This is a genomic window from Micromonospora sp. R77, assembly GCF_022747945.1.
GTDB lineage: Bacteria > Actinomycetota > Actinomycetes > Mycobacteriales > Micromonosporaceae > Micromonospora.
Genome location: NZ_JALDST010000001.1, coordinates 4811148 through 4837678, shown reverse-complemented (window position 1 = coordinate 4837678; position 26531 = coordinate 4811148). Strand labels below are relative to the sequence as shown.

Genomic DNA, 26531 nt, shown 5'->3' with positions numbered 1-26531 from the left:
CTCCTGAGCAGGGGCGGGGTGGGCGGGGTGCCGGGTGCGATCTTTGGTCACCCGCTGCTTGCGCGGGTGTTCGTCGGCGACTCGGCCGAGCGCGAGGGGATCTCGCGCAGTAGGTTGAGCGGGTGACTGGACGGTTCCCGATCGAAGACGTCTCCCCCGTGGTCGCCTGCGGTCGCTACCCCGCCAAGGCGGTGGTCGGGGAGGTCGTGCCGGTGTCGGCGCGGGCCTACCGGGAGGGGCACGACGCGCTCGGCTGCAACGTGGTCTGGCTCGGCCCCGACGGCGCGGCCCGCCCGTTCACCCGGATGCGCCCCGGCGAGCCCGGCCAGGACCGCTGGCACGCCACCGTCACGCCGGACGCCGTCGGCGACTGGGTGTTCACCGTCGAGGCGTTCCAGGACCCGTACCTGACCTGGCAGAACGCGGTGACCAAGAAGATCGCCGCCGGTCAGGGCCCGGCCGATCTGGCCAACGACCTGGCCGAGGGCGCCCGGGTGCTGGACGCGGCGCTCGACCTGGTCCCGGCCGACGACCGGATCCGGGTGCGGGCGGCGGCGAAGGCGCTGCGCAACACCGAGCTGCCGCTGCCGCGCCGGGTCGCCCCGGCCCTGGACCTGGCCACGCTGCTCTGGGACCACCCGGTGCGCGAGCTGGTCACCACCGGCGACGAGCACCGGCTCTGGGTGGACCGGCCCCGGGCGCTCTTCTCCGCCTGGTACGAGTTCTTCCCCCGCTCCGAGGGCGCGGTGCCGGCCACCGCCGACGCCCCCGCCCGCTCCGGCACCTTCCGCACCGCGGTCGACCGCCTCCCGGGCGTCGCGGCGATGGGCTTCGACGTGCTCTACCTGCCGCCGATCCACCCGATCGGCCGGGTCAACCGCAAGGGCCGCAACAACTCGCTCACCGCCGGGCCCGACGACGTGGGCTCGCCGTGGGCGATCGGCGCCGCCGAGGGCGGCCACGACACCATCCACCCCGACCTGGGTACGCCGGAGGACTTCCGGGCCTTCGTCGCCGCCGCCGAGGCGCAGGGCCTGGAGGTGGCGCTGGACCTGGCGTTGCAGTGCGCGCCGGACCACCCGTGGGTCACCGCGCACCCGGAGTGGTTCACCACCCGGGCCGACGGCAGCATCGCGTACGCGGAGAACCCGCCGAAGAAATACCAGGACATCTATCCGCTGAACTTCGACAACGACCCGGAGGGCATCCGGGCCGAGGTGCTGCGGGTGGTGCTGCACTGGGTCGGCGAGGGCATCCGGATCTTCCGGGTGGACAACCCGCACACCAAGCCCTTCGACTTCTGGCACTGGCTGATCGCCGAGGTGAAGAAGGTCGACCCGGACGTGCTCTTCCTCGCCGAGGCGTTCACCCGGCCGGCGATCATGCACGGGCTGGGCAAGATCGGCTTCACTCAGTCGTACACCTATTTCACCTGGCGCACGACGGCGGCCGAGATGCGGGAGTACTGCGAGGAACTGGTCGCCTCGGTCGACTGGATGCGGCCCAACTTCTGGCCCAACACGCCGGACATCCTGCACTCTTCGTTGCAGCACGGCGGGCCGCCGATGTTCAAGATCCGGGCGGTGCTGGCCGCGCTGCTCTCCCCCTCCTGGGGCATGTACGCCGGCTACGAGCTCTTCGAGCACGTGGCCCGCCCCGGCGCGGAGGAATACCTCGACAACGAGAAGTACGAGCTGCGCCCCCGGGACTGGACCGGCGCGCAGGCCCACGGCCGCTCCCTGGCCCCGTTCATCGCCACCCTGAATCGGGTCCGGCGGGACAACCCGGCCCTGCACCGGCTGCGCAACCTGGTCTTCCACGACATCGACAACCCGGCGCTGCTCTGCTGGTCCAAGCACGACCCGGAGACCGGCAACACGGTCCTGGTGATCTGCTCCTTCGACCCGCAGACCGTCCAGTGGGGCAACACCACCCTGGACATGCCGGCGCTCGGCCTCGACTGGCACGACCGCTTCACCGTGCACGACGAGTTGACCGGCACCAGTTACGACTGGGGCCAGCGCAACGCGGTCCGGCTCGACCCCTATCTGCAGCCCGCGCACGTGTTCACCGTGCGGCGGCCGGGCACCCCGCCCGCGCCGCAGCCGGCGGCGGCGCCCGACCTGACCGTCGCAGACGTACCCGCCGACCTCTCCGGCGGCACCGCCCCGACCGCACCGGCCGCGAAGGACGACGCACGATGGACCAGCTGATCGCCGGCGAGACGCACGACCCGCACGCCGTGCTCGGCGCGCACCCGGCCGACGGGCGCACCACCATCCGCACGATGCGCCGGGGCGCCGGTGACGTGGCCGTCGTGGTCGACGGCGAGCGGCACCCGATGAAGCGGGTGCACGACGTGGGCGTCTTCGAGGCGACCGTGCCGGGCGAGGTGCTCGACTACCGGGTCGAGGTGGACGGGACCACGCGCGACGAGCCGTACCGCTATCCGCCCACCCTCGGCGACCTGGACCTGCACCTGATCGGCGAGGGGCGGCACGAGCGGCTCTGGGAGGCGCTCGGCGCGCGGGTCTTCGACGAGGGCGTCGCGTTCACCGTCTGGGCGCCCAACGCGCGCGGCGTGCGGGTGGTCGGCGACTTCACCGGCTGGGGCCCGGACGACGGCTGGCCGATGCGCTGCCTCGGCTCCAGCGGCGTGTGGGAGCTCTTCGTCCCGGACGCGCACGCCGGGGCCCGCTACAAGTACCGCATCCTCGGCGCCGACGGGCGGTGGCGGGACAAGGCCGACCCCATGGCGGCGTACGCGGAGGTGCCGCCGGCCACCGCGTCGGTGGTGCACCACTCGACGTACGAGTGGCAGGACGCAGCCTGGCTGGAGCGGCGGGCCCGACGGCAGCCGCACCAGGAGCCGATGAGCGTGTACGAGGTGCACCTCGGCTCGTGGCGGCCCGGCCTGAGCTACCGGGAGCTGGCCGAGCAGCTCACCGCATACGTGACCGAGCTGGGCTTCACGCACGTGGAGTTCCTGCCGGTGATGGAGCACCCGTTCGGCGGTTCCTGGGGCTACCAGGTCACCGGCTACTACTCCCCCACGTCCCGGTTCGGCGACCCGGACGAGTTCCGGCACCTGGTGGACACCCTGCACCGGGCCGGGATTGGCGTCATCCTCGACTGGGTGCCCGCGCACTTCCCCAAGGACGAGTGGGCCCTGGCCCGCTTCGACGGCACCCCGCTCTACGAGCACCCCGACCCGCGCCGCGGCGAGCACCCCGACTGGGGCACGTACGTCTTCGACTTCGGCCGGCACGAGGTGCGCAACTTCCTGGTCGCCAACGCCCTCTACTGGCTGGACGAGTTCCACGTCGACGGGCTGCGGGTCGACGCGGTCGCCTCGATGCTCTACCTGGACTATTCCCGCCAGGAGGGGCAGTGGGTGCCGAACGTGCACGGCGGCCGGGAGAACCTGGAGGCGATCGCGTTCCTCCAGGAGGTCAACGCCACCGTCTACAAGCACCACGCCGGGGTGGTGATGATCGCCGAGGAGTCCACCGCCTGGCCCGGCGTCACCCGTCCCACCGCCGACGGCGGGCTGGGCTTCGGGTTCAAGTGGAACATGGGCTGGATGCACGACACCCTGCTCTACACCTCGAAGGACCCGATCTACCGGCAGCACCACCACCATCAGCTCACCTTCTCCCTGGCGTACGCCTGGAGCGAGAACTACGTGCTGCCGATCAGCCACGACGAGGTGGTGCACGGCAAGGGGTCCCTGGTCGGGAAGATGCCCGGCGACACCTGGCAGCGGCTGGCCAACGTCCGGGCACTGCTGGCGTACATGTGGGCGCACCCGGGCAAGCAGCTGCTCTTCATGGGCTGCGAGCTGGCCGACGACCGGGAGTGGAGCGAGGAGCGCGGCCTCGACTGGTACCTGACCCACGATCCGGCGCGGGCCGGCGTGCAGCGCCTCGTCGGTGACCTGAACGCCGTCTACCGGGACACCCCCGCGCTCTGGGCGCAGGACACCGAGCCGGCCGGGTTCCGCTGGATCGCCGGGGACGACGTCGCCAACAACGCGGTGTCGTTCGTCCGGATCGCCCCGGACGGCGCGACGCTGGTCTGCGTGGCGAACTTCTCCGCCCAGCCGCTGGCGGACTACCGGGTGGGCCTGCCGGCCGGCGGCACCTGGACCGAGGTGATCAACACCGACGCGCAGCACTACGGCGGCTCCGGGGTGGGCAACCTGGGTGCGGTGCACGCCCAGGACATCCCGTGGCACGGCATGGTCGCGTCGGCGTCGCTGCGGGTCCCACCCCTCGGCGTCCTCTGGCTCCGCCCCGCCTGACCCCTCCCCTCCCCTCCCCGCCCCGCCGCGTCGAAGATCCGCACACTTTCCGGGAAAGAGTGGCTTCCGATCGCCCGGAGGGGACTATTTCCCGGAAAGTGTGCGGATCTTGGGGCGGGACGCACCCGGATAGGCAAGGGCGCCGGGCGCACGGGCGTGGGCAGGGGTGCGCGGGGTGGGTCAGACGAGGCCGGCGTCGCGCATGAGTTTCCACAGGCCGGCACCGTCGGGGGCGGAGAGCCACTTCTGGCCGACCGGGCCGGAGGAGGGGCGCTCGGCGGGGGCGGGGAGGCTACCGGCGAGCACCGACTGGGTCGGGGAGAGCCGGCGGATCGCCACGCCGGCCACGTTGTCCGGGTGGGCGGCGGTGAACTCGCGGTAGATCTCCGGGTCGTGCTGCCCGTCGTCGCCGATCAGCAGCCAGCGTACGTCGGGGAACTCGCGGGCCAGCCGGGCCAGGGTGGCCCGCTTGTGCTCCCGGCCGCTGCGGAACCAGCGGTCGGCCGTCGGCCCCCAGTCGGTGAGCAGCAGCGGCCCGGCCGGGTAGAGGTGCCGGGACAGGAAGCGGGTCAGCGTCGGGGCGACGTTCCACGCCCCGGTGGAGAGGTAGAAGACGGGCGCGCCGGGGTGCGCGGTGACCAGGCGCTCGTAGAGCACGGCCATGCCGGGGACGGCGTTGCGGGCGTGCTCGTCGAGGACGAAGGTGTTCCACGCGGCGAGCATCGGCCGGGGCAGCGCGGTCACCATGACCGTGTCGTCGATGTCGGAGAGGATGCCGAAGCGGACGTTCGGGTCGAGGATGCGGACCAGGGCCTCGACCGGTTCGGCGTCGGGGACGCTGAGGCGTACGGAGCCCCAGCCGGGGGCGAAGTCGGCCTCGATGACGGCGTCGACGAAGCCGCTGCGGTCGGCGGTGGCCTCGTGGCGTACCCCGCCGGCCTCGATGGTGACGGTGACGTGCTTGGCGGGCAGGGTGGCGAAGCTGCGCCAGCCCCGCACCTTGTCCAGCCGGCCCTGGCGTCGGGTGTCCGGGCGGCCCAGCAGCACCCGGCAGAGCACCCGCGCCCAGCCGGGGCCGCCGTAGCCGGCGTACGCGACGATGTTGGGTTGCCAGCCGGTGCGCCGCAGCCGCCGCTCCACCAGGGCGTGGACGGCGTCCTCGATGCGCGCGGCCCGGTGCAGCTGCGGTACGGCGAGTTCTCCGGCGGGTGTGGGTGGCACGCTGCAACCCTGCCACACGCGGCCGACACCGGCCACGCGAGTGGACCGGGCCGACCCGGGCCGCCGCCGGCCGCGGGAGGAGCCGGACGCGACCGCCCGCCGGTCACGTGGCGAAAAGCTGATCGCGCCCGGACGCGGCGTGAAAAACTGCGGTCGCAGGCGACGACGGGGGCGTTGGTCGTGTCGACACCAGTGCGGCAACCGGGGCGGTGGCGGCCCACGCTCGACCGGCCGGCGCTGGTGGCGCTGCTGCTCGGCTTCGCCGGGGTGGGTTACCGGCTGGTCCTGACGCTGTTCACGCTGCCCACCTCGAACAGCGACGAGGCGACCTTCGGGCTGGCCGCGCTGCACATCGCCGGGAACGGGGAGCGGCCGGTCTTCCTGTACGGCCAGCGCTACATGGGCATGCTGGAGTCCTATCTCGCGGCCCCGCTGGTGGGGTTGGCCGGGCCGAGCTGGCCGGTGCTGCGGCTGCCGCTGCTGGCGCTGTACGCCCTCTTCGTCTGGTTGACCTACCGGCTGACCCGCCGGCTCTTCTCCCCCTGGTTCGCCGCCTTCGTGGTCGGGCTGCTGGCGCTGGGGTCGGAGCGGGTGGTCCGGGACCAGCTCACCGTGGTGGGCGGTCGGCCGGAGGTGAAGCCGGCGGTGGTGGCGATGCTGCTGATCGCGGTCGGGCTGGCGGAGCGGCGGATCGGGCACCGCTGGTTGGCCAGCGGCCTGTTCGGGCTGCTCGCCGGGGTGGCGCTCTGGTCGGACTGGCTGATCGTGCCCTATCTGGCGGTGGCCGGGGTGGTGCTGGTGTGGGCGGCGCCCCGGGAGTTGGTGGGCTGGCCGGGGGTGCTGCTGGTGGCCGGGTTCCTGATCGGCGTCGCCCCGATGATCAAGGACAACGTGGTGGCCCCGGCGGGGCAGGACTCGCTGTCGGTGTTCCGGGAGATCAGCACCCGGGCGGGTGCGACGCCCCCCTGGTCGGACCGGCTGCACGGCGGGCTGCTGGAGGGGGTGCCGCTGGCGACCGGTCTCTGCCCGATGGGCGGCTGCGCCCGGTGGCAGGAGTGGCTCGGGCTGCTCTACCCGGTGCTGCTGGCGGCGGCCGCCGGGCTCGGGCTGCTCGCCTACCGGCGGGCCGCCGACAGCGCCGGCCGGGTCCGGGCCGTCGCGCAGCTCGCGCTGGTCGCCGGCGCCGGGCTGACCCTGCTGGCGTACGTCCGCAGTCCGCTCGCCGCGACCGACCCGCTGGGCAACGCCCGCTACCTGTCGGTGCTGCAGATCTCCCTGCCGGCGGTGCTCTGGCCGCTGTGGTCGGCGGCCCGCCGCGCCGGACCCGGCGCGGGACGGGACCCGGCCCGCGGGCGGGGCGCGGGCCGGTCTCCGGGGCGGGGCGGCTGGGCGGAGTGCTGGCGGCGGCGGTGCTGGCCGCGCTGACCGCCACCGCGCTGGTCGCCACCGGAGCCTTCGTGGCCTCCGTCGGGTCGCTGCGCGCCGAGGAGGGCCGGGCCCGGGAGTTGGCCGCCGCAGTGCGCCGGGCCGGCCTGCGGGAGGTCTACACCGACTACTGGACCTGTCACCGGCTGGTCTTCGACACCGGGGAGGCGGTGGTCTGCGGGGTGCTCGACGGCAACCTGCTCCCGGGGCAGAACCGCTACCCGGCGTACTGGCGACGGGTGGCGCGGGCGCCGCGGCCGGGTTACGTGCTGGCGGCCGGCTCGTCGGCGGAGCGAGGGCTGCGCCGGCTGCTCGGCGACCGGGCCGACGCCGCCGTGGTGGCCGAGGTCGCCGGCTATCGGGTGTACCACCCGGAGACGGCCGTGCGGCCGTGGCGCTGAGCCCGGGTCGTACGCTCTGCGGGTGCTCATCCTGCTGCCGCCCTCCGAGGGGAAGGCCGACGCCGGCACCGGCCGTCGCCTCGATGCGTCCCGGCTGTCCCTGCCGGAGCTGAACCCGGCCCGGGACGAGGTGCTGACCGCGCTGGTGGCGCTCGGCGCCGGCCCGGACCCCGCCGCCGCGCTGGCGGCGCTCGGGTTGAGCGAGGGCCAGCGCGACGAGCTGCGCCGCAACGCGCGGCTGAGGAGGCGGCCACCGCACCGGCCGGGCGGATCTACACCGGGGTGCTCTACGAGGCGCTCGACCTGGCCTCGCTGCCGCCCGCGGCGGAGCGGCTGGCCCGCCGCTCGGTGCTGATCTCCTCCGGTCTCTGGGGCGCGGTACGCCTCACCGACCGGATCCCGCCCTACCGCTGCCCGATCGGGGCGCGGCTGCCCGGGGTGGGGCCGCTGTCGGCGGCGTACTGGCGGCGGGCGCTGGCCCCGGCGCTGGTGGCGGCGGCCGGCAACGGCCCGGTGCTGGACCTGCGCTCCGGCGCGTACGCGGCGACGTGGACGCCGCGCGGGGAGCTGGCCGACCGCACGGTGACCGTCCGGGTGCTGCACGAGCGGGACGTCGACGGGGTGCCCACCCGGTCGGTGGTCAGCCACTTCAACAAGGCGACCAAGGGCCGGCTGGTGCGCGACCTGCTCACCGCCGGTGTCCGGCCGCGCAGCGCGGACGCGCTGGTCGGTGCGCTGCGCGAGCTGAAGTACGCGGTGCAGGAGCAGCCCACGGCCGCCGGTCGACCCCGCCAGCTCGACGTCGTGGTGACCGAGCTGTAGGCGCAAATTTTGCTCAAGGCTGGTGCGCAGCCGTTTCCTCGCACCGGCGTCCGGGCCACGGTAGGGGTACCCCGTAGCCGAGGAGGAGCGGTCCGATGGCCCTCGACACCACCCCCCTGCTCGACCGGCCCCGCCCGTCGTCCGTCCCGCCCCCGCTGGACTGGCTGACCCTGGCCGACGCGTTCGAGGTGGCCTGCCTGGTGCGCTGCACCCCGCCGCCGCCCACCGACCCCCGCTGGCCGGCCGGCGGCACCTACCGGGGTGGCGTCGCCGAGTTCAACCGGGAGGACGCGGCGCAGCGGATGCGCCAGCTGCTCGACCGGCTGGACGTGCCGGTGACGCACGAGACGACCACCGGCGGCCTGCGCCGCCGCTTCGAGCTGCACCGGCTGTACGTGCCCCGGGAGCACCGGGCGACGTACGCGACCCTGCTGGAGACGGGGTGGCGGCAGGGCCGCCGCGAGCTGCTGAGCGGTTCGGTGGCCGGCGCGTCCACCGCCCGTCGGGTATGGCGTCCCCGACTGGCCGCCGCAGCCTGGCGGTCCGCGCTGCTGGCCGGCGGCCGGCACGTCCGCCGGCACATCCTCGGCATCCGGCTCGCCGACCGGGAGCTGGCCGCGGTGCTGGTCCGCAGCGCAGCGCTGCTCGACGTGCCCGCCGTGCTGCGGTCGCGCCGGCCGCGCGTGGTGGGGTCGCGAACGGCCCGCACCGGGACCGGATCCTGGACAGCGCCGCCTCGCCCCCGCACCGGCCTGCTGAGCCGGCCGGCGGTTCTCTTCCGCGATCCGGGCCGCGCCTGTGCCGGCGGACCGGCCGGTCACCGACCGCTACCGGGGGCCGACCGGCTGCGTCCGGGTCCGCCGTCCGGTGGCTTGCGCGCGGCCCCGCACGGCGCACAGTGCAGCCCGTGAGTCGTGGCTGGTCTCCCCGCGGCCGGCGCCGGGCCGCCGGCCCAGTGGCGCTGCTGTTGGTGCTGGTGGCCGCCCTGTCCGGGCTCGCCGGGTGCCGGGACGAGCGGGCCGCGCCGGTGCAGATCCGGATCGCCACCGGCAGCCCGACCGCCGTCTACCACGCCTTCGGCCAGTCGCTGGCCGCGATCCTCAACCGGGAACTGCCCGGGGTACGGGCCAGCGTGGTGGTCACCGCCGCGTCGGCGCAGAACGTCCGGCTGGTCGGCTCCGGCCAGGCCGAGCTGGGGTTCACCCAGGCCGACGTGCTGCCGGCCACGCCGCCCGAGCACCCCAGCGTGCTGGCCGTGGCCCGGGTCTACGACGACCTGCTGCACCTGGTCACCGTCGGCGGTGGGCCGATCCGCACCCTGGCCGACCTGCGCGGCCGGCGGGTCTCGGTGGGCGCCGTCGGCTCGGGCACCGAGGTCACCGCCACCCGGCTGCTGACCGTGGCCCGGCTGGAGGACGGCCAGGTGGCCCAGGAACACCTCGGGTTGGACGACTCGGTGGCGGCGCTGCGCGCCGGCCGGATCGACGCGTTCTTCTTCTCCGGCGGACTGCCGGTGCGCGGCGTCGACCAGTTGGTGGCCGCCACCCCCGTCCGGATCGTCGACCTGGGCGAGTGGACCGAGCCGCTGCGCCGCCGCTACGGCGAGGTCTACGTGACCCGGGACGTGCCCCGGTCGGTGTACGGCCTGGAACCGGTGAGCACCGTGGCGAACCCGAACTACCTGATCGTCCGCGCCGACCTGCCCGCGTCGCTGGTCCGCGACGTGACCCGGCTGCTGATGGACCGCCGGACGGAACTGGCCGCCGCGCATCCGGCGGCCGGGCGGATGAGCCCCCGCTCGGCGATCGTGACCACCCCGCTGCCGCTGCATCCGGGGGCGGCCGACTGGTACCGCGCGACGAAGCCCTGACGGTCAGTCGACGGACGCCGGGGCGTCGGCAGCCAGGCGCGGGCCGGGCAGCACCGGGTCGTCCGACGGGTCGACCGGGTCGGGCGCGGGGAACCAGAGTTCGGCGACCAGGCCGCAGGGCTCACCCGCGCGCATGGTCAACCGGCCGTCCGAGGCGTCCACCAGCACCGCGACGATGGTCAGTCCGAGTCCGGCACCGTCGACGTTCTGCACCTCCGGCGCCCGCCAGAACCGCTCGGTGGCCTGGCCGAGCTGGCTGGCGGTCATGCCCGGGCCGGTGTCCCGGACCGCGAGGGCGATGCCCCCGTCGGCGGGCCGTACGGTCACCGTCACCTCGCCGGTGTCCCCGCTGAACTTCACCGCGTTGTCGATCAGCGCGTCGAGGGCCTGGTCGATGGCGGTGGGTACGGTCCGGGCGTACGCGGGCGCGTCGTCGGCGACCAACCGCAGGGCGATCGAGCTGCGGCGGGCCAGCGGTTCCCAGGCGGCCACCCGGGAGGCGGCCACCGCGACCGCGTCCACGGTGACCCGCTGGTTCTCCTCCCGTTCGGCCCGGGCCAGGGTGAGCAGCGCGTCGAGCACCTTGGCCAGCCGGTCGGTCTCCTCCAGCGCCAACTGGTGCTCGGCCCGCCCGTCCGCGTCGCTGAGGCTGGGGCCCAGCTCCTCCACCCGCAGCCGCAGCGCGGTGAGCGGGTTGCGCAGCTGGTGACTGGCGTGCGCGACGAAGGCGCGTTGCCGGTCCATCACGTCGGAGACCACGTCGGCCATGTTGTTGAAGCTGGCGGCCAACCGGCGAAGTTCCGGCGGGCCCAGCCGGGGTCGTACCCGGGCGCCCCGGTCGCCCTCGGCGATCTCGTGGGTCACCGCGTCCAGCTCGGTGACCGGCCGCAGCACCCAGCCGGCCAGGCCGAACGCGGTGGCGAGGCAGGCCGACACGGCGATCAGTCCGATCACGGCGAGCAGCAGCCACCAGGCGGTGACGGTACGCCGGACCTTGTCGGCGGGGGTGGTGGTGACCACGGCGCCGAGCACCTCGCCACCGTCGTTGATCGGCACGGCCACCACGAGCGGGCCGTCCACCCACGGCCAGACCGAGTCGGGCCGGCTGAACTGCTGCCCGGCCAGGGCCATGTCCAGCGCCGACGCGGTGCCCGGCCCGGGGCGCCAGCCGGTGGAGGCGACCACGGTACGCCGGTCCCGGTCGACCACGGCGGCGCCGATGCCGTACAGGTCGTCGTAGGCGCCCAGCTCACCGGCGAGCGGACCGGGCACCCCGCCGCGCAGCGCGGGACCGGCGAGCGACGCGAAACGGGTCGCGTCGGCGAGCCGGTCGGCGCGGACCCGGTCGGTCTCCCGGGAGGTCAGGGTGGCGGCCAGCGGCGTCTCCAACGCCAGCAGCACCAACACCATCAGCAGCAGATAGCTGATCACCAGCCGACGACGCACCCGGTCTCCTCACTCGCCGCGGAGCCGGTACCCGACGCCACGGACGGTCTCCACCAGGGTGGCGTCGCCGAGCTTGCCGCGCAGCGAACCCACGTGCACCTCGACGGTGTGCCGGTCCGCCCAGGTGGTGCCCCAGACGTCGAGCAGGATCCGGTCGCGGGGCACGGCCACCCCGGGCTGCCGGGCCAGCGACACCAGGATGTCGAACTCCTTGCGGGTCAGCGCGACCGCCCGGCCGGAGACGCTCACCGTGCGGCCCCCCACGTCGATCCGGACCTCCCCCGCCTCGATCAGGTTCCGCTCCGGCAGGGTGTGCGACGCCCGCCGCAGCACCGCCTCGATCCGGGCCTGGAGTTCCACCATGGAGAAGGGCTTCACCACGTAGTCGTCGGCGCCCAGCCGCAGGCCGAGCACCCGGTCGCGTTCCTCGCCCCGGGCGGTCACCGCGATGATGCCCAGCTGGCTGCTGCGCCGGCGCAGCTCACGGCACAGGTCCGTGCCGTCGCCGTCGGGCAGGGTCAGGTCGAGCAGCACCAGGTCGCAGGGGGCGGCCGACAGGGCGGCGGCGACGGTCGCGGCGTGCTCCACCTCGTATCCGCGACGGGTCAGCGCGGACGACAGGGCGGCGGCCACCCGACGGTCGTCCTCGACCAGGAGGATCCGCACCCGCGCTCCCTTCTCCCCACTCGACGCTGCCCACGAATGGTGGCAGAAGCGGGGACGGAAGGGGAGAGCCGGGCCACGCCCGCGACCCGGCCGGCCGGTCAGAGCCCGAAGACCTCGTCGGCGGTGGCGTCCCGTACCCCGTCCACGAAACCGCGGAAGCCGGGGTCGTCGTGGCTGGCCGGCACGCTGGTCACCGGCTCCCCGGTGGCCTGGGCGACGGCGTCGACCAGGGGCGGGTAGTCGGTCTCCGCGTCGCCGAGGGTGTCGTCGTCGGCCTGGCCGAGGTTGATCACGTGCTGGACGTCCTCGGTGGGGGTGTCCGGGTCGGCCGCCCACTCGCTGCCGGCCCGGTGGCACTCGTCGTAGACGGCCCGCTGGCCGTCCGTCCAGTCGTCGCTGCTGTCCATGGCTCCCCCTCCGCGGCGGTTCCCACCCGAGCATGCCGGCTCCGCAGCGGGACGGGGCCGGTTCCGCCTACGCTGCGCCTGTGATCTACAAGATTCTCGCCACCGGCGAGTGGGAGCAGGCCCGGGCGGCCGGCGGGTTCACCGGCACCGCGCTGGACCGCCAGGACGGCTTTCTGCATTTCTCCGGCGCCGACCAGGTGGTCGAGACGGCCCGCCGGCACTTCGCCGGCGTCACCGGGCTGACCCTGCTCACCGTCGACCCGGACCGGCTCGGCGACGCGCTGCGCTGGGAGCCGTCCCGGGACGGCGCGCTCTTCCCGCACCTGTACGGCGTACTGCCGGTGGCCGCGGTGGTGGCGGCGGAGGCGCTGCCGGCGGACACCCCGGCCGCCGACGCGGTGGCGGCGCTGCTGGCCTGAGGGGTCGCTATGCTACGCCGAGCCCGCGCGCGACGGTCCCGGCCCGGCCGAGCCCGGCGGCGGGCGGTCCAGGCCCGCGGGGGCCGGCCGGCACCCGGCACGGCCCGCCGCACGGCACCGACGGCGCGACGGCGCGCCCGTGACGAGGCGAGTTGAACGATGACTGACAGCAACGACCGGTCCCCCTCGGTCTTCGTGCACCCGACGGCCGACGTGGAGTCCGGCGCCCAGGTCGGCGACGGCACCAAGGTCTGGCACCTGGCCCACGTCCGGTCCTCGGCCCGGATCGGCGCCGGCTGCGTCATCGGGCGCAACGTGTACGTCGACGCGGGCGTCAGCGTCGGCGACCTCGTCAAGATCCAGAACAACGTCTCCGTCTACCAGGGCGTGACCATCGAGGACGAGGTCTTCGTCGGTCCCTGCGCGGTCTTCACCAACGACTTCCGTCCGCGCGCCCAGAACCCGGACTGGACGATCACCCCGACCCTGGTCCGCCGGGGCGCCTCGATCGGCGCGAACGCCACCCTGGTCTGCGGCATCACCGTCGGCGAGTACGCGATGATCGCCGCCGGTTCGGTGGTGACGAAGGACGTGCAGCCGTACCAGCTGGTGGCCGGGAACCCGGCCCGGCCGAAGGGCTGGGTCGACGAGAAGGGCGAGGTCGTCTCCCGCGACGTCGACAACCCGCCGCACCGGGGCTGAGCCGGCGACGGGGGCGACGGCCGGCGGTCGTCGCCCCCGTCGGCAGGTACCCCGCTCAGCGGCAGAGCCGGTCGAGCTCGGCGCGGAACCGGTCCATCGGGTTCGTCCCGGCCGGGCCGAGCAGGTATTCCCGCAGCTCCCGCCGGGCCCCGGTCAGCGGGTCGTCGCCGGCCCGGGTGACGGTGAGGATCTTTGGCAGCTCCGCGCAGTCGGCGGAGAGCAGGTACGCCGCCCGCGCGGTCGGGAACCGTCGGCGGAACTCGTCCGCCGGCAGGTCCGCCGGGTTCGCCACCACGTACGGGCGTTGGCTCTGCAGGAAGTCCGACACGACGCTGGACACGTCGCTGACCAGCAGGTCCGTGACGTTGAAGCAGTCGAACAGGGCGGGCGTACGGCCGGTCACCACCAGGTGCGCGGTGCCGTCCAGCGCGTGCGCGTCGGTCTCCCCGCCCGCGGCACGGAGCCGGGCGACGATCCGCTCGTGCACCGCGCGGGCCCGCCCCGACCGGGTGCCGGTCAGCGGGTGCGGCTTGTAGACCACCCGTACCCCGCCGGCGTCCAGCAGGCCGGCGACGATCCGCTCCCCCATCAGCACCAGCGAGGTGTGGTACGGGTCGTCGGCGAGCCACCCCTCCCAGGTGGGGGCGTAGAGCACGGTGAACGGGCGCGCGCCGTGCTCCGCGCCGAACGCGTGCACCCCGGCGAGCTGCGGCCGGCCGATCTCCACGATGTCCCGGTCGAGGACGCCCACGCGAGCGCGGGCGTACCGTTCCCGACCGGCCGGTCCGGCCACCCACACCTCGTCGTACACCTTGCTGTAGGGGTTGACGCTGGCCTGCTTGTCGCTGTCACCGTGCCCGACGAAGACGTGCCGCACGCCCGGCTGGCGCAGCAGGTGGATGTTCGCGCCGACGTTCGCCACGTAGAGCGCCACCCGCAGCCGGCTCAGGTCGAGGTTCATGACGTCGACGCCGGCCGGTACGCAGATCACCGGCAGCCGGGTCTCGGCCAGCTCGCGGAACGCGTCGGCGTCCCGGAGCAGCACCACCGCGCGGCGGCCGGCCGCCGCGACCGGGCCGAGCCACATGTCGGCCTGGTAGACGTCCTTCGCCGGGCCGGCGAAGTAGAGCGCCACCTCGGGGCGCTCCCGGGCCAGCCAGTCGTGCACGGCGGCCGGCACGCCCGGGCTCCGGCCCCGCCCGCGCCACCAGCCCACCGCCAGCGCCGCCGCGACGACCAGCCCGGCGGCGAGCGTGACCAGCCCGGTCACCACCACCGGGGCGACCCGGTCGACCAGCGCGGCCAGCACCGCCGCCGGCACCAGCAGCACGTTGAGCAGCGGCAGCCGCAGGCCGGCGAGACGCCGGGCCCAGGCCGGCGGCGCGGGCACCCGGCGCAGCGCGCCGAGGTCGATGTTGCGGGTGTACGCCGGGGTGGCGGCCCGCCGGTCGGTGAGCCGGCCCAGCGCGGTGGTGCCAACCGCCACGGCCCACAACGCGGCCGGCAGCAGCAGGACCGCGACGGTCCCGGCCACCGGGGGACGGACCGCGCTGACGACCAGCAGGACGACGGCGAGGTCGCGGACCGACCGCCGCCAGACCAGCCCGAGGCCGGCCTTGCGCAGCAACGTGCCGGTGGCCGCGAAGCGGGTGGCCAGCGCCAGCTCACCGGCGACGACCACGGCGGCGGCGACCGCGAACGGGACCGCCCGACCGAGGGCCCCGGTCAGGACCATGAGCCCGTAGCCGAGCAGCACCACGCCGGCCGTGGCGACACCCGGCCGGCTGCGGACCCTGCCGAACACCGGAACGCCCCCTGTCCCGCCCACCACGCCGGCGAGCTGCGACCCCGGACGGGGCGCCTGACCCGAGTATTGCCGGCGCGTCGGGCCGGTGACCGGGAAACGACGCTGCTCACCGGGGTAGGGCACAGGCAGTGGGCCCCGACCGTGACCGGTCGGGGCCCACTGACGGGGCGGTGCTCAGCCGCCGATGACGACCCGGCGGACGCCGGTCCAGCGGGCCGGGTCGGTGACCCGGCGGCCGTCGACCAGCACCGTCACGCCCGGCAGGTCGGCCGGGGCGAGGGTACGGTACTCGGCGTGGTCGGCCTGGATCACCGCGGCGCCGATCGGCTCGCCGTCGTAGCCGGGCAGGCCGTGCGCGACCAGCTCCTCGTTGGTGTACATCGGGTCCGAGACGTACGGCTTGGCGCCCCGGGCGCGCAGCGCCGCGACGGTCGGGAAGACGCCCGAGAAGGCGGTCTCCTTCACCCCGCCCCGGTAGGCGGCACCGAGCACCAGCACGCCCACGTCGGTCAGGTCGCCGTACGCGGCGGCGAGCAGGTCGACGGCGTAGTCCGGCATGGCGGCGTTGGCCTCGCGGGCCGACCGGACGACCGTGGCGGCCGGGTCGTTCCACAGGTACATCCGCGGGTAGATCGGGATGCAGTGCCCGCCGACCGCGATGCCCGGCGAGTGGATGTGGCTGTACGGCTGGGTGTTGCACGCCTCGATCACCTTGGTGACGTCGACGCCCACGGTGTCGGCGAACCGGGCGAACTGGTTCGCCAGCCCGATGTTGACGTCCCGGTAGGTGGTCTCGGCGAGCTTCGCCAGCTCCGACGCCTCGGCCGAACCCAGGTCCCAGACCCCGTTCGGGCGGTTCAGGTCGGGGCGCTCGTCGAAGTCCAGCACCGCCTCGTAGAAACGCACGCCGTGCTCGGCCGACGCCTCGTCGATGCCGCCGACCAGCTTCGGGTAGCGGCGCAGGTCGGCGAAGACCCGGCCGGTGAGCACCCGCTCGGGGCTGAAGACCAGGTGGAAGTCCTTACCGGCGGCCAGGCCGGAGCCCTGCTCCAGCATCGGCGCCCAGCGGCTGCGGGTGGTGCCGACCGGCAGGGTGGTCTCGTAGCTGACCAGGGTGCCCGGCTTGAGGCCGGCGGCGATGGACCGGGTGGCGTCGTCCATCCAGCCGAAGTCCGGCACCCCCTCGGCGTCCACAAAGAGCGGGACGACCACGACGACGGCCTCGGACTCGGCGACCGCCGCCGCCGTGTCGGTGGTGGCCGAGAGCAGCCCGGCGGCCACCGCCTCCTTCAGCTTGACGTCCAGGTCGGCCTCGCCCGGGAACGGGACGGCACCGTCGTTGACCAGCTCGACGACCCGCTCGGAGACGTCGGCACCGATCACCCGGTGCCCCTTCGAGGCGAACTGCACGGCGAGCGGGAGACCGATCTTGCCGAGCGCGACGACGCAGATGTTCATGAAACTACTTTCCTCCGGAGGGCCAGATTCGGCGCAGGCGGGCGAGGAGCCGACGCGGGGTCACCGGCGTGATCGCGACGATCACCTGGCCCTTGTGGTTGGTCGTGGGCGTCACGAGGTGGAACCGGACACCGTGCCGGGCCAGCCGGCGCGGTGCGGCGACGCGGCGGCCCGTGCGGAGCGGGGCCGAGGCGGTCGCGCCCAGCGCGGTCACCTCGACCCGTACCACCCGACGCTCCCCGTTCGCCGCGACGACCGCGAGGAGCCGGTCCACCGTGAAGTCCGTCCGTACGACGGTACCGGGCCCGCCCGGCGCGACCGACGTCACACCCGTCAACTCACCGACGCTGACCCGGACCGCCGCGGCGGTCAGCTCGGCCAGCTCCGGCCGGGGGCTCTGCGCGGTGACCGTCAGCGCAAGGGCGCCGGTGCTGTCCCGCCCCCAGCCCAGCCGCGTCGCGGTCAGCTTGACCAGGACCTTCGCGGCCTTCTCGGTCACGTCGTACCACTCGTCCGGATAGCCCAGGGCGGGGTCGCGGAAGCCGACGTAGTGGGCGTACCAGCGGTCACCGGAGACGGTGACCTCCGGCAGCGCCGCGTCCTGCTGGGCGATCAGCTCACGCAGCCGGTCCAAGTCCGCGTCGCGGGCGACGACCAGCCGCAGCCGCAGGTCGGCCGCCATCCGGGCGATGATGCCGTCGGTGAGGTACGCCTCGGTCAGCTTGCGGACCCGGTCGTGGACGTGCTGCTGGACGTCCGGGGCGAGGGTGAGGAACTCGGGCCGCAGGAGCTTCGCCACCTCCCAGCTGAAGTGGCGCAGCAGGACCGCGTCCCGGCGCGGGCCCGGCTCGATCAGCCCGACGACGAAGCCGACCAGCTCCTCCGCGCAGCGCAGCCGCTCCTCGAATCGGCTCGCGTAGGTGATGTTCTGCGCGTTGTCCCGCTTGACCGCGTAGTAGAACTCGTAGTCGGCGAGGACGGAGACCTTCCGCGCCCGGTAACAGGCCTCCAGGGTGAACGGCTGGTCGCTGCCCATCGCCATGTCGGTGCGGAACCGCAGGCCGTACCGCTCGATCAGGTCCCGGCGGAACAGCTTGGTGTTCGACAGCGACCAGGGCAGGTCGCTGTCGAACAGGTCGACCCGCTCAGACGTGCTGGCATAGACGGCCTGGTGCACGTAGCGCTTGTTGGTGCCGATCATCCGGCCCAGCACCACGTCGGACTCCCACCGGTCGGCGGCGTCCACCAGGCGCTCCAGCGCCTCCGGGCCGAGGTGGTCGTCGGAGCCGATGAAGAAGACGTACCGGCCGCGGGCGTGGTCCAGGGCGAGGTTGCTGGGGGCGGCCGGCCCACCCGAGTTGGCCTGGTGCAGCACCCTGACCGTCTCCGGGTACCGCTCGGCGTACCGGTCCAGCTCGGCGCCGCTGCCGTCGGTGGAGCCGTCGTCGACCGCGACGACCTCCAGCCGGTCCCGGCCGATGGTCTGCCCGACCAGCGAGTCCAGGCACCGGGTCAGGTAGGGCATGGTGTTGTAGACGGCGACGACCACCGTCACGTCCGGCTGGCTCACGCCCCCACCGCCACCGAGGTCGGGGCGGCGCCGGGCGCGGGCTCGACGGCGGGCCGGGGCGGGGCGTCCGGCAGCAGCCGGGCGTAGACCTCGTCCAGCACCTGCGCCTGCGCCTCCCAGGTCCAGCCGGCCAGCAGCCCCGGCCGGTCGTACGCGGCGCGGTAGCGCGCCGGGTCGGCGAGCACCGCGCTGACCGCCCGGACGAAGTCCGCCACATCCTCGGCGGTGAACACCTCGCCCTGCCCGGTCTCCCGGACAGTGTCGGCCATCGTCCGCACGTCGGAGACGACCAGCGGCAGGCGGGCGTGTGAATACTCGAAGAACTTGGTGATCAGCGCGATCTCGTGGTTGGGCCAGTGCTGGATCGGGATGACGCCGACCTGCGCGCCGGAGAGGAACCGCACCACCTGGTGGTGCGGCACGTACGGCAGCAGGTGCAGCCGCTCCGCGACGCCCAGCTCCCCGGCCCGGGCGACCAGGCTCTTCACGTACGCCGAGGTGGGCTTGTTGACCACCAGCGCGACGTGCGCCTCCGGCAGCCGGGGCAGCGCCTCGACCAGCACGCCGAGCCCCCGCTTGGCCGCGGCCACCCCGCTGTAGACCAGCAGCGGGGTCTCCGGTCGCAGCCCGCACAGCGCGCGGATGTCCGGCACCGGCTCCGCCGGGTCGGCCGGCAGCTCACCCACCGTGGGGGCGTTGAGCACCACCGCGGGGCGTTCCGCCAGCCGGTGCTCGCGCTGGAGCAGGTCGGCCAGCCCACCCGAGACGGTCATGGTGGCGTCCGCGTAGGGCACGTACTCCCGCTCGTGGGCCACGTTCCCGGGCAGCCAGCGGGCGTTGTCGCGCCACGGCTGCACGCCCGGCAGGTATTCGTGGGCGTCCCACACCAGGGCGATCCGGCGGCCCTTCGCGGCGGCCCGGATCTTGGCGCGGGCGCCGACCCCGATCATCCGGAAGTCGTTGGCGTGGATCAGGTCCGGCGCCAACTCGTCGACGACCGGGCCGTAGGCCAGCTCGTAGTCCCAGAGTCCCGGCTCCAGCCGCCGCCAGGCGCCGTCGCCCCGCAGCTTCTGCCAGAACATCGTGTACGCCCGGTCCCACGGGCCGTCCAGCTTGCGGCCCTTCCGGGCGGCGGTGAGCTGCCGGTTGCGGAAGCCCACCCACCGGCGGGTCAGGCCGGCCAGCTTCTCCTCGGCCCGCAGGGCACCCCAGGGCAGGCCACCCGGGCGGCCCGCGCCGGCCTCGCGGGCGGCCGTGGTCAGGGCGTCCCGCCGGACCCGCAGGTCGGCCCGCCACGCCTTCACCGCCTGGGTACGCTGCGCCGCGATGCCGGTGGGCGGGTAGGCCAGCGGTCGGCGCAGCCAGGCCCGCCGGAACTCGTGCCGGCGCTTCGCCAGCGGCTCGGCCATCGGGATCAGGCGGACCTCGGCGGCACCGAGCCGCCAGCTCTGCGGCTGCCCGACCGGCGCCCGCCCGAGCAGGACCACGTCCCAGCCGGCCTCGGCCGCGGACCGGGCGGCCTTCTGCACCCTGGAGTCACCGATGACCCCGTTGTCCACCAGCATGACGACCCGTCCCCGGGTCGCCGTTGCGGTCGTGCCGTCAGATCCCATTCCTGCCCGTCTCCGTCTCAGCCAGCACCGCGCCCGCGGACCCGAGCGAGTCTACGACAACGCCCTGCGCCGAAAAGGCAAGCGCCGCCGGTGTTCCGCGCCCCGGAGTCGGGATTGCTACCCTCCATGCTGTTCGGCGACCGGTGCCGCCAGGAGTTCGCGGGACCCCGCCGGCGTCCGGTCACCCGGCGGCCCGGGTGTGCCTCGCGGATCACCCTCAGCTCGGCGTGGACCAGATCGGAAAGCATGGACGTGATGACCACCGAGGAACCAAGCCCGGCCACGGCGACCGCGGGGCCCGCAGGCCCCGCCCCGGGCCGGCCCGCCCTCGGCCGGCTGCGGGACGCCGCGCGGTACGCGCTGCCGGCGCTCGCCGCCTACCTGGTGATCCGCCTGGTGGTGCTGCTGACCGTCGCCCTCTGGGCCCGCAGCGTGGGCGCCCCGCTCGGCAAGGAACTGACCCGGTTCGACGGCAACTGGTACCTCGGGATCGCCCGGCACGGCTACGACGGGTACGAGAAGACGCAGAGCAACATGGCGTTCTTCCCGCTCTATCCCGGCCTCACCGGGGGCTTGGACCGGCTCTCCCCGCTCGGTCCGCGCGAGGCGGCGCTGCTCGTCGCGTGGCTGGCTGCCCTGGCCGCCGCCTGGGGGTTGTTCGCGATCGGCGCGCACCTGCACGACCGGCGTACCGGCGTGCTGCTCGCCGCGCTCTGGGCCGCGGTGCCGCACGGCATCGTGGAGTCGATGGGCTACAGCGAGACCCTCTTCACCGCGCTGGCCGCCTGGACGCTGTACGCGCTGCTGCGCCGCCACTGGGTCACCGCCGGGGTGCTCTGCCTGTTCGCCGGACTGACCCGGCCGACCGCCTCGTCGCTGATCCCGGTGGTCGGGCTGGCCGCGCTGCTGGCGATCGTCCGGCGCCGGGACGGCTGGCGACCGTGGGCCGCCCTGCTGCTCGCCCCCGCCGGTTGGCTCGCGTACCTGGCCTGGGTGGGGGTGCGGACCGGGCGGCCGGACGGCTGGTTCCACATCCAGTCCGCCGGCTGGGGCACCACCTTCGACTTCGGCGCCTACACGGTACGGAAGGGCCAGCAGGTCCTGTCGCAGGCGTCCGCGCTACCGATGATCGTGGTCACCGTGGTGGCGCTGCTGGCGATCATGTTCTTCGTGCTGAGCCTGCTCGACCGGCAGCCCTGGCAGCTGCTGCTCTACAGCGGCCTGCTGCTGGTCACCACCCTCGGCGCGGCCGGTTACTACCACTCCAAGGCGCGCTTCCTGCTGCCGGCGTTCCCGCTGCTGCTCCCGGCGGCGGTGGGCCTGGCCCGGGCCGGCTGGTCCCGGGCGGTCACCGTGCTGGTGACGGTGACCGCCTTCTCGGCCTACTTCGGCGGGTACCTGCTGCTGCTCTGGAAGTCCTCCCCCTGACCGACGCGGCCCGACACCCGTGCGGGAGCCCGTACCACCAGGCAACGTTCGGTTAGGGTGGTGCGCTGTGTCCCGTCCCACGTCCCCCGTCACGGTCCGGGCCGGATGACCGGAAGTGTCCGGTACCGTCGGGGCCGGCCGGGGCGCGGCCGGGCCGCGTCCGTCCTTGCCCGCCGCCGGGGGCACTACTATTCGTAGGGCCGTCGCCCGGCCTCAGGGTCCGCGCGGTCAGGACGCCCCCCCGGCGTCGACGGGCGTGGCCGCCCGTCCCCAGTCCCCCGTCGCAGATCCCGAGGAGCCAGGTAGTGAAGGTCGTCAGCATCGTCGGCGCCCGACCGCAGTTGGTGAAGCTGGCGCCCATCGCCGCCGCGTTCGCCGAGGACGGTTGCGAGCACGTGATCGTGCACACCGGGCAGCACTACAACGCCGACCTCTCCGACGTCTTCTTCTCCGGTCTGGGCATTCCCGACCCGAACGTCCACCTCGGCATCGGTTCCGGCAGCCACGGCGAGCAGACCGGCCGGACGCTGGCCGCGCTGGACCCGGTGCTCGCCGCCGAACGCCCCGACTGGGTGCTGGTCTACGGCGACACCAACTCGACCCTGGCCGGCACCCTGTCGGCGGTGAAGCAGCACCTGCCGGTGGCCCACCTGGAGGCCGGGCTGCGCTCGTTCAACCGGCGGATGCCCGAGGAGCACAACCGGGTGCTCACCGACCACGCCGCCGACCTGCTGCTGGCCCCCACCGAGGAGGCGATGCGGCACCTCGCCGCGGAGGGCCTGGCGAACCGGTCGGTGCTGGTGGGCGACGTGATGGTGGACGTCTGCCTGCGGGTCCGCGACGACGTGACGCGGGGCGAGCTGCTCCGGCCGGCCCTGCCGGACGGGATCGACCCGACCGCGCCGTACCTGCTGGCCACCCTGCACCGCGCCGAGAACACCGACGACCCGCAGCGGCTCGCGGCGCTGCTCGACGCGCTCGCCGACCTGCCGGTGCCGGTCGCACTGCTGGCCCACCCGCGGCTGCTGGCCCGGGCCGAGGAGCACGGCCTCAAGCTGACCCGGGGCGCCCTGCACGCCGGCCGGCCGCTGCCGTACGCCGCCATGGTGGCCGCGGTGCTCGGCTCCGTCGGGGTGGTGACCGACTCGGGCGGCCTGCAGAAGGAGGCCTACCTGCTGGACCGGCCGTGCACCACGCTGCGTACCGAGACCGAATGGGTGGAGACCCTCGCCGACGGCTGGAACGTGCTGGTGCCGGACCCGCGCGAGCTCGGCGCGCGATGGGTGGAGACCGCCACCCGGCCCGCCCCGCTGGCCTCCCGCGGCACCCCGTACGGCGACGGTCGGGCGGCCCACCGGGTCGCCGAGACCCTGCGACGGCACCTGGCATGACGACGCGCCCCCTCCTCACGATCGGCTGCCCGCGATGAACTCTCCCGTTGTCCCCCTCCCCCGCTCCGGCGGCGGCCGCCGCCCGCACGTGATCTACCTGGCGATCGGGTTCCCGCCCGCCGCCAAGAGCAGCGCGTACCGGCTGCGCGAGACGGCCAACCAGTTCGTCGCCCTGGGCTGGGACATCACCGTGATCACCATCTGCCAGGAGGCCTGGGAGCGGGAGTACGGCCTGGACCACACCCTCTCCGAGAAGGTCGACCCCCGGGTGAAGGTGGTCGAACTGCCGCTGATCCGGCAGGACCTGGAGACCGACATCCGGGCCTTCTCGGAGGAGCGCTCGCTCGACCCGGCCGGCTGGATCGCCCGGCTGCGCAAGCGCGAGCAGAAACTCTTCCCCGAGCCGGTCTTCGGCGGTTGGCGGTACGACCTGGAGCAGGCGGTGCTGCGGGTGCACCGCGAGCACCCCGCCGACCTGCTGCTCGCCTCCTGCGCCCCGTACGTGAACATCGCGGCCACCTGGAAGCTGTGGGAGGAGCACAAGGTCCCCTACGCGGTCGACTTCCGGGACGGCTGGTCACTGGACGTGATCGGTGGCGGCGAGGCGTTCAGCCGCGACTCGGTCTCCGGTCGCTGGGAGTCCAAGGTCCTCGAGAACGCCCTCGCCGTCTGGTGCGTGAACGACCCGATCGCCGGCTTCTACCGGGAGCGCTATCCGCAGCTGGCGGACCGGGTGCACGTGGTGCGCAACGGCTACGACGAGGACAGCCTGCCGGACGTCGCGGGCCGGTCGCCGGACCCGGCCGCCGGGCTGACCTTCGGCTACCTCGGCTCGGTGAACTTCACCCCGGCCTTCCTGGAGTCCGTGCTCGACGGGTGGCGGATCGCCCGCCGGGACGACCCGGTCCTGGCCCGTTCCCGGTTCGAGGTGCGCGGCCACATCGGCGCCGGTGCGGCCCGGGAGGCCAACCGGCACATGGACCTGCTGAAGGAGGCCGCCGTCGACGGCGTGAGCTTCGGCGGCCCGGTGCCGAAGGCCGCGCTGGCGGAGACCTACGGCTCCTGGGACGCCCTGGTGCTGATGCTGGTCGGCGGTCGCTTCGTGACCTCCGGCAAGGTGTACGAGTTCATGGCCACCGGGCTGCCGGTGCTCTCCGCCCACGACGTCGACCACGACGCGTCCAACGTGCTGGCCGGGCACCCGCTCTGGACCGGGGCGGTCGGGCTGGACCCGCACCGGCTCGCCCACTCCTTCTCGGAGGCGGCCCGGATGGCGTGCAAGGCGACCGACGCGGACCGGGCCGCCGCCCGCGAGCTGGCCCGCCGGTTCGCCCGGCCGGCGGTGCTCGAACCCGCCGTCCGACACCTCACCGAGCTCGTCCGGCCGACCACGGCCGGCACTCCCGCCCCGGCCGCGACCGCATCGTCTGGAGATGTCCAACTGTGACCACCGTGCTCATCGTGGCCGCCACCGCGCCGAAGCAGCCGGCCGTCCTGATCGAGGCGCTGGAGCGCTTCCGCAGCCGGGGCGCGACCGTCACCGTGGCCTGCTTCTTCAACAGCGACGACCTGGTGATCGACCCGGCGCTGGCGGAGGTGCGCAGCTTCGCCGTACCCGGTGAGCAGCGCGACGCCCGGTTCCGCAAGGCCCTGGGCCGGGCGGCGGCCAACCGGAAGATCTGGCTGCACGCGCGGCGCAACGCCTGGCTGCGGCAGCGGTACCGCTCGGCCGACCTGCTGGTCGCGCTCGACGCCCGGGCCGTGCACACCGTCTGGGAGATGGCGCAGCGCAACACCCGGGCCGGCGCCCACTACGGACTGGTCCCGGCACAGCGGGCCCTCGACGCGGCCCGGTCGGAGTCCATCGGCAAGCGGCTGGAGCGGCAGGTGGTGGCCGCGGCCGGCATCGGTTCCCGGGGGGCCCGCCGGGCGGCGACGCAGACCGTCCGGACCACGCTGCGCAAGGCCACCGGCCAGACCATCATGAGCAACCCGGCGGGGGCCTGGTTCTGGACCCGCGCCGTGGCGGCGCCCCGCGTCCCGGACCGGTTGCGCAGCAAGCTCGCCGTCCGGCTGCACGACAGCGCGGTCCGGGCCGGCCGACCGGCCGTCGGGGCCCGTGCCGCGTCCGCGGCCGTGCACCGGATCAGCAGCCCGGGGACCCGGGCCGACGTGCTCACCAAGGCGGCGCAGGCCGAACTCGCCCTCGGGCACGTGCCGACCGGCCTGCACGAGGCGATCGAGGCGCAGCTCGCGGTGGCCGACGGCCTGCTGCCCAAGGACACCAAGAAGGCCGCCGCGGCGGTCTCCCGGGCGTTCAGCCTGGCGTCCAACCGGGTGCTGCACTTCGACCGGCTCTCCTCGCCGATGAGCGCGGACCCGGGCGGCTTCCTGGCCCCGTTCCGGGCCAGCGAGGCGGCGCGGAAGCTGTCCCGGGCGCGGGGTCGCCTCGCCCCGGCCGCGCCCGCGCCGACCGACCGGCCGCTGCGGCTGCTGGTCACCACGCTGATCAACGACAACTTCCTGCAGGAGATCCTGGAGCGCTACCGCGCGATGCCGAACGTGGAGGTCCGCTTCCTGGACCTCTACGAGGACCCGGTGACCCGGCCGCTGGCGTTGAGCGGCAGCACCGTGATGGAGCACCTGCTCGCCGGGGAGTCGTCGTACGGGGCGAAGATCGAGGATTGGCTGCGGCCCCACCTGGACTGGGCGGACACCGTCTTCGTCGACTGGTGCCAGGCCACGGCGGCGCTGTTCACCCTGCACGATCCCGGCACCGCCCGGATCATCGTCCGGCTGCACAGCTTCGAGGCGTTCAACTTCTGGCCGCACCTGGTGGACTTCTCCCGGGTCGACGACGTCGTCTTCGTCTCCGAGCACCTGCGGGACCTGTCCACCGCGGTCCTGCCGCAGCTCACCGGGACCGACGGTCCGCGCCTGTGGGTGGTGGACAACGCGATGCAGTTGCAGCGTTACCCGAGGGTGAAGGCGGCGGACGCCCGGTTCACCCTGGGCCTGGTCGGGTTCAGCTCGGTGGCCAAGGACCCGCGCTGGGCGGTCGAGGTGCTCCGCAAGCTGCGCGAGCGGGACGAGCGTTACCGGCTCACCCTGATCGGCAGCGACTTCAACAACCGGACCAGCAAGCCGGCCAAGGACTACGGCAAGCTGTTCAGCCGGGACCTGGCCGAGTTGGAGCCGCTCGGCGCGGTGCGGCGGTACGGACAGACCGACGACGTCCCGGCCGCGCTCCAGGAGGTCGGCGTCATCCTGAGCAGCTCGGTGCGGGAGAGCTTCCACTGCGGCCTGGTCGAGGGCGCCGCCAGCGGGGCGGTGCCGGTGGTGCGGGACTGGCCGTTCTTCGCCGGCAAGCCGCACGGCGCCCGGACGCTCTTCCCGGCCGACTGGGTGGTCGACACCCCGGACGAGGCGGCGGAGCGGATCCTCGCCGCCACGGCCACCGAGGAGCAGTGGCGGGAGACCGGCCGGGCCGCCTCGGAGCACACGCTGAAGACCTGGGACTGGAGTGTCAGCCAGGTCGACTACGACCGGCTGCTGCTGGGCGACTGAACCGACCCCGGTCAC

Annotated in this window: 17 protein-coding genes and 3 pseudogenes; 12 read left to right on the top strand and 8 right to left on the bottom strand. The window is 74.3% G+C overall.

Annotated elements, in window-relative coordinates; all coding sequences use genetic code 11:
* Positions 1-122 precede the first annotated feature (122 nt).
* Both MRQ36_RS22785 and glgB read left to right on the top strand, forming a co-directional pair.
* Positions 123-2213 carry an alpha-1,4-glucan--maltose-1-phosphate maltosyltransferase gene (locus MRQ36_RS22785; protein ID WP_242798500.1) on the top strand — a complete coding sequence of 697 codons (2091 nt, stop codon included), beginning with the start codon at positions 123-125 and terminating at the stop codon, positions 2211-2213.
* Complete coding sequence (gene glgB, locus MRQ36_RS22780) at positions 2201-4303, top strand: 1,4-alpha-glucan branching protein GlgB (RefSeq protein ID WP_242798498.1); 2103 nt, start codon at positions 2201-2203, stop codon at positions 4301-4303. The genes MRQ36_RS22785 and glgB overlap by 13 nt, the downstream gene beginning before the upstream one ends.
* Positions 4304-4483: 180 nt before the next feature.
* Here glgB and MRQ36_RS22775 read toward each other — a convergent pair whose 3' ends face one another.
* A complete protein-coding gene (locus tag MRQ36_RS22775; RefSeq protein ID WP_242798496.1) occupies positions 4484-5524 on the bottom strand; it encodes an App1 family protein in 1041 nt (346 codons plus the stop codon).
* A 180-nt stretch (positions 5525-5704) separates the two neighbouring features.
* Between MRQ36_RS22775 and MRQ36_RS22770 the strand changes: the two are divergent.
* From MRQ36_RS22770 to MRQ36_RS22755, 4 genes and pseudogenes are all read left to right on the top strand, one after another.
* Positions 5705-7350: pseudogene (locus MRQ36_RS22770) on the top strand (ArnT family glycosyltransferase).
* Positions 7351-7372: 22 nt separating this feature from the next.
* Positions 7373-8172: pseudogene (gene yaaA, locus MRQ36_RS22765) on the top strand (peroxide stress protein YaaA).
* Positions 8173-8267: 95 nt separating this feature from the next.
* A pseudogene (locus MRQ36_RS22760) lies at positions 8268-8920 on the top strand (hypothetical protein); the annotation flags it as partial.
* A gap of 150 nt (positions 8921-9070) precedes the next feature.
* Complete coding sequence (locus MRQ36_RS22755; protein WP_374251174.1) at positions 9071-10042, top strand: TAXI family TRAP transporter solute-binding subunit; 972 nt, start codon at positions 9071-9073, stop codon at positions 10040-10042.
* Positions 10043-10045: 3 nt separating this feature from the next.
* Here the strand turns inward: MRQ36_RS22755 and MRQ36_RS22750 are convergent, their stop codons facing one another.
* From MRQ36_RS22750 to MRQ36_RS22740, 3 genes are all read right to left on the bottom strand, one after another.
* Positions 10046-11488, bottom strand: coding sequence for a HAMP domain-containing sensor histidine kinase (locus MRQ36_RS22750; protein WP_242798489.1), 1443 nt, complete (start codon positions 11486-11488; stop codon positions 10046-10048).
* 9 nt (positions 11489-11497) lie between these two features.
* The gene (locus MRQ36_RS22745) at positions 11498-12154 is read right to left on the bottom strand and encodes a response regulator transcription factor (RefSeq protein ID WP_242798488.1); all 657 of its coding nucleotides are present in this window, start codon (positions 12152-12154) and stop codon (positions 11498-11500) included.
* Between the two features lie 98 nt (positions 12155-12252).
* Positions 12253-12561 (bottom strand): hypothetical protein, encoded by a 309-nt coding sequence (locus tag MRQ36_RS22740; protein ID WP_242798486.1) that lies wholly within the window; start codon positions 12559-12561, stop codon positions 12253-12255.
* A gap of 80 nt (positions 12562-12641) precedes the next feature.
* Between MRQ36_RS22740 and MRQ36_RS22735 the strand changes: the two genes are divergently transcribed.
* Both MRQ36_RS22735 and MRQ36_RS22730 read left to right on the top strand, forming a co-directional pair.
* Entirely contained in the window at positions 12642-12980 is a 339-nt protein-coding gene (locus MRQ36_RS22735; protein WP_242798484.1) for a DUF952 domain-containing protein, read from the top strand.
* Between the two features lie 159 nt (positions 12981-13139).
* Positions 13140-13682 (top strand): acyltransferase, encoded by a 543-nt coding sequence (locus MRQ36_RS22730; RefSeq protein ID WP_242798482.1) that lies wholly within the window; start codon positions 13140-13142, stop codon positions 13680-13682.
* A gap of 55 nt (positions 13683-13737) precedes the next feature.
* On the opposite strand, the gene MRQ36_RS22725 is transcribed toward MRQ36_RS22730, so the two are convergent.
* The 4 genes from MRQ36_RS22725 to MRQ36_RS22710 form a co-directional block, all read right to left on the bottom strand.
* Positions 13738-15486 carry a CDP-glycerol glycerophosphotransferase family protein gene (locus MRQ36_RS22725; RefSeq protein WP_242798480.1) on the bottom strand — a complete coding sequence of 583 codons (1749 nt, stop codon included), beginning with the start codon at positions 15484-15486 and terminating at the stop codon, positions 13738-13740.
* A gap of 177 nt (positions 15487-15663) precedes the next feature.
* A complete protein-coding gene (locus MRQ36_RS22720; RefSeq protein WP_242798478.1) occupies positions 15664-16947 on the bottom strand; it encodes a nucleotide sugar dehydrogenase in 1284 nt (427 codons plus the stop codon).
* Between the two features lie 4 nt (positions 16948-16951).
* Positions 16952-18517: a glycosyltransferase gene (locus MRQ36_RS22715; protein WP_242798476.1), complete on the bottom strand. Its 1566-nt coding sequence runs from the start codon at positions 18515-18517 to the stop codon at positions 16952-16954.
* Positions 18514-20082 (bottom strand): glycosyltransferase family 4 protein, encoded by a 1569-nt coding sequence (locus MRQ36_RS22710; protein ID WP_242798474.1) that lies wholly within the window; start codon positions 20080-20082, stop codon positions 18514-18516. Before MRQ36_RS22710 ends, MRQ36_RS22715 begins: the two co-directional genes overlap by 4 nt.
* Before the next feature lie 303 nt (positions 20083-20385).
* Between MRQ36_RS22710 and MRQ36_RS22705 the strand changes: the two genes are divergently transcribed.
* From MRQ36_RS22705 to MRQ36_RS22690, 4 genes are all read left to right on the top strand, one after another.
* A complete protein-coding gene (locus MRQ36_RS22705; protein WP_242798472.1) occupies positions 20386-21558 on the top strand; it encodes a hypothetical protein in 1173 nt (390 codons plus the stop codon).
* 305 nt (positions 21559-21863) lie between these two features.
* The gene (gene wecB / locus MRQ36_RS22700; RefSeq protein WP_242798470.1) at positions 21864-22949 is read left to right on the top strand and encodes a non-hydrolyzing UDP-N-acetylglucosamine 2-epimerase; all 1086 of its coding nucleotides are present in this window, start codon (positions 21864-21866) and stop codon (positions 22947-22949) included.
* A gap of 34 nt (positions 22950-22983) precedes the next feature.
* Positions 22984-24396, top strand: coding sequence for a glycosyl transferase (locus MRQ36_RS22695; protein WP_242798468.1), 1413 nt, complete (start codon positions 22984-22986; stop codon positions 24394-24396).
* Positions 24393-26516: a glycosyltransferase gene (locus MRQ36_RS22690; RefSeq protein WP_242798466.1), complete on the top strand. Its 2124-nt coding sequence runs from the start codon at positions 24393-24395 to the stop codon at positions 26514-26516. The genes MRQ36_RS22695 and MRQ36_RS22690 overlap by 4 nt, the downstream gene beginning before the upstream one ends.
* The last annotated feature ends 15 nt before the right edge of the window (positions 26517-26531 follow it).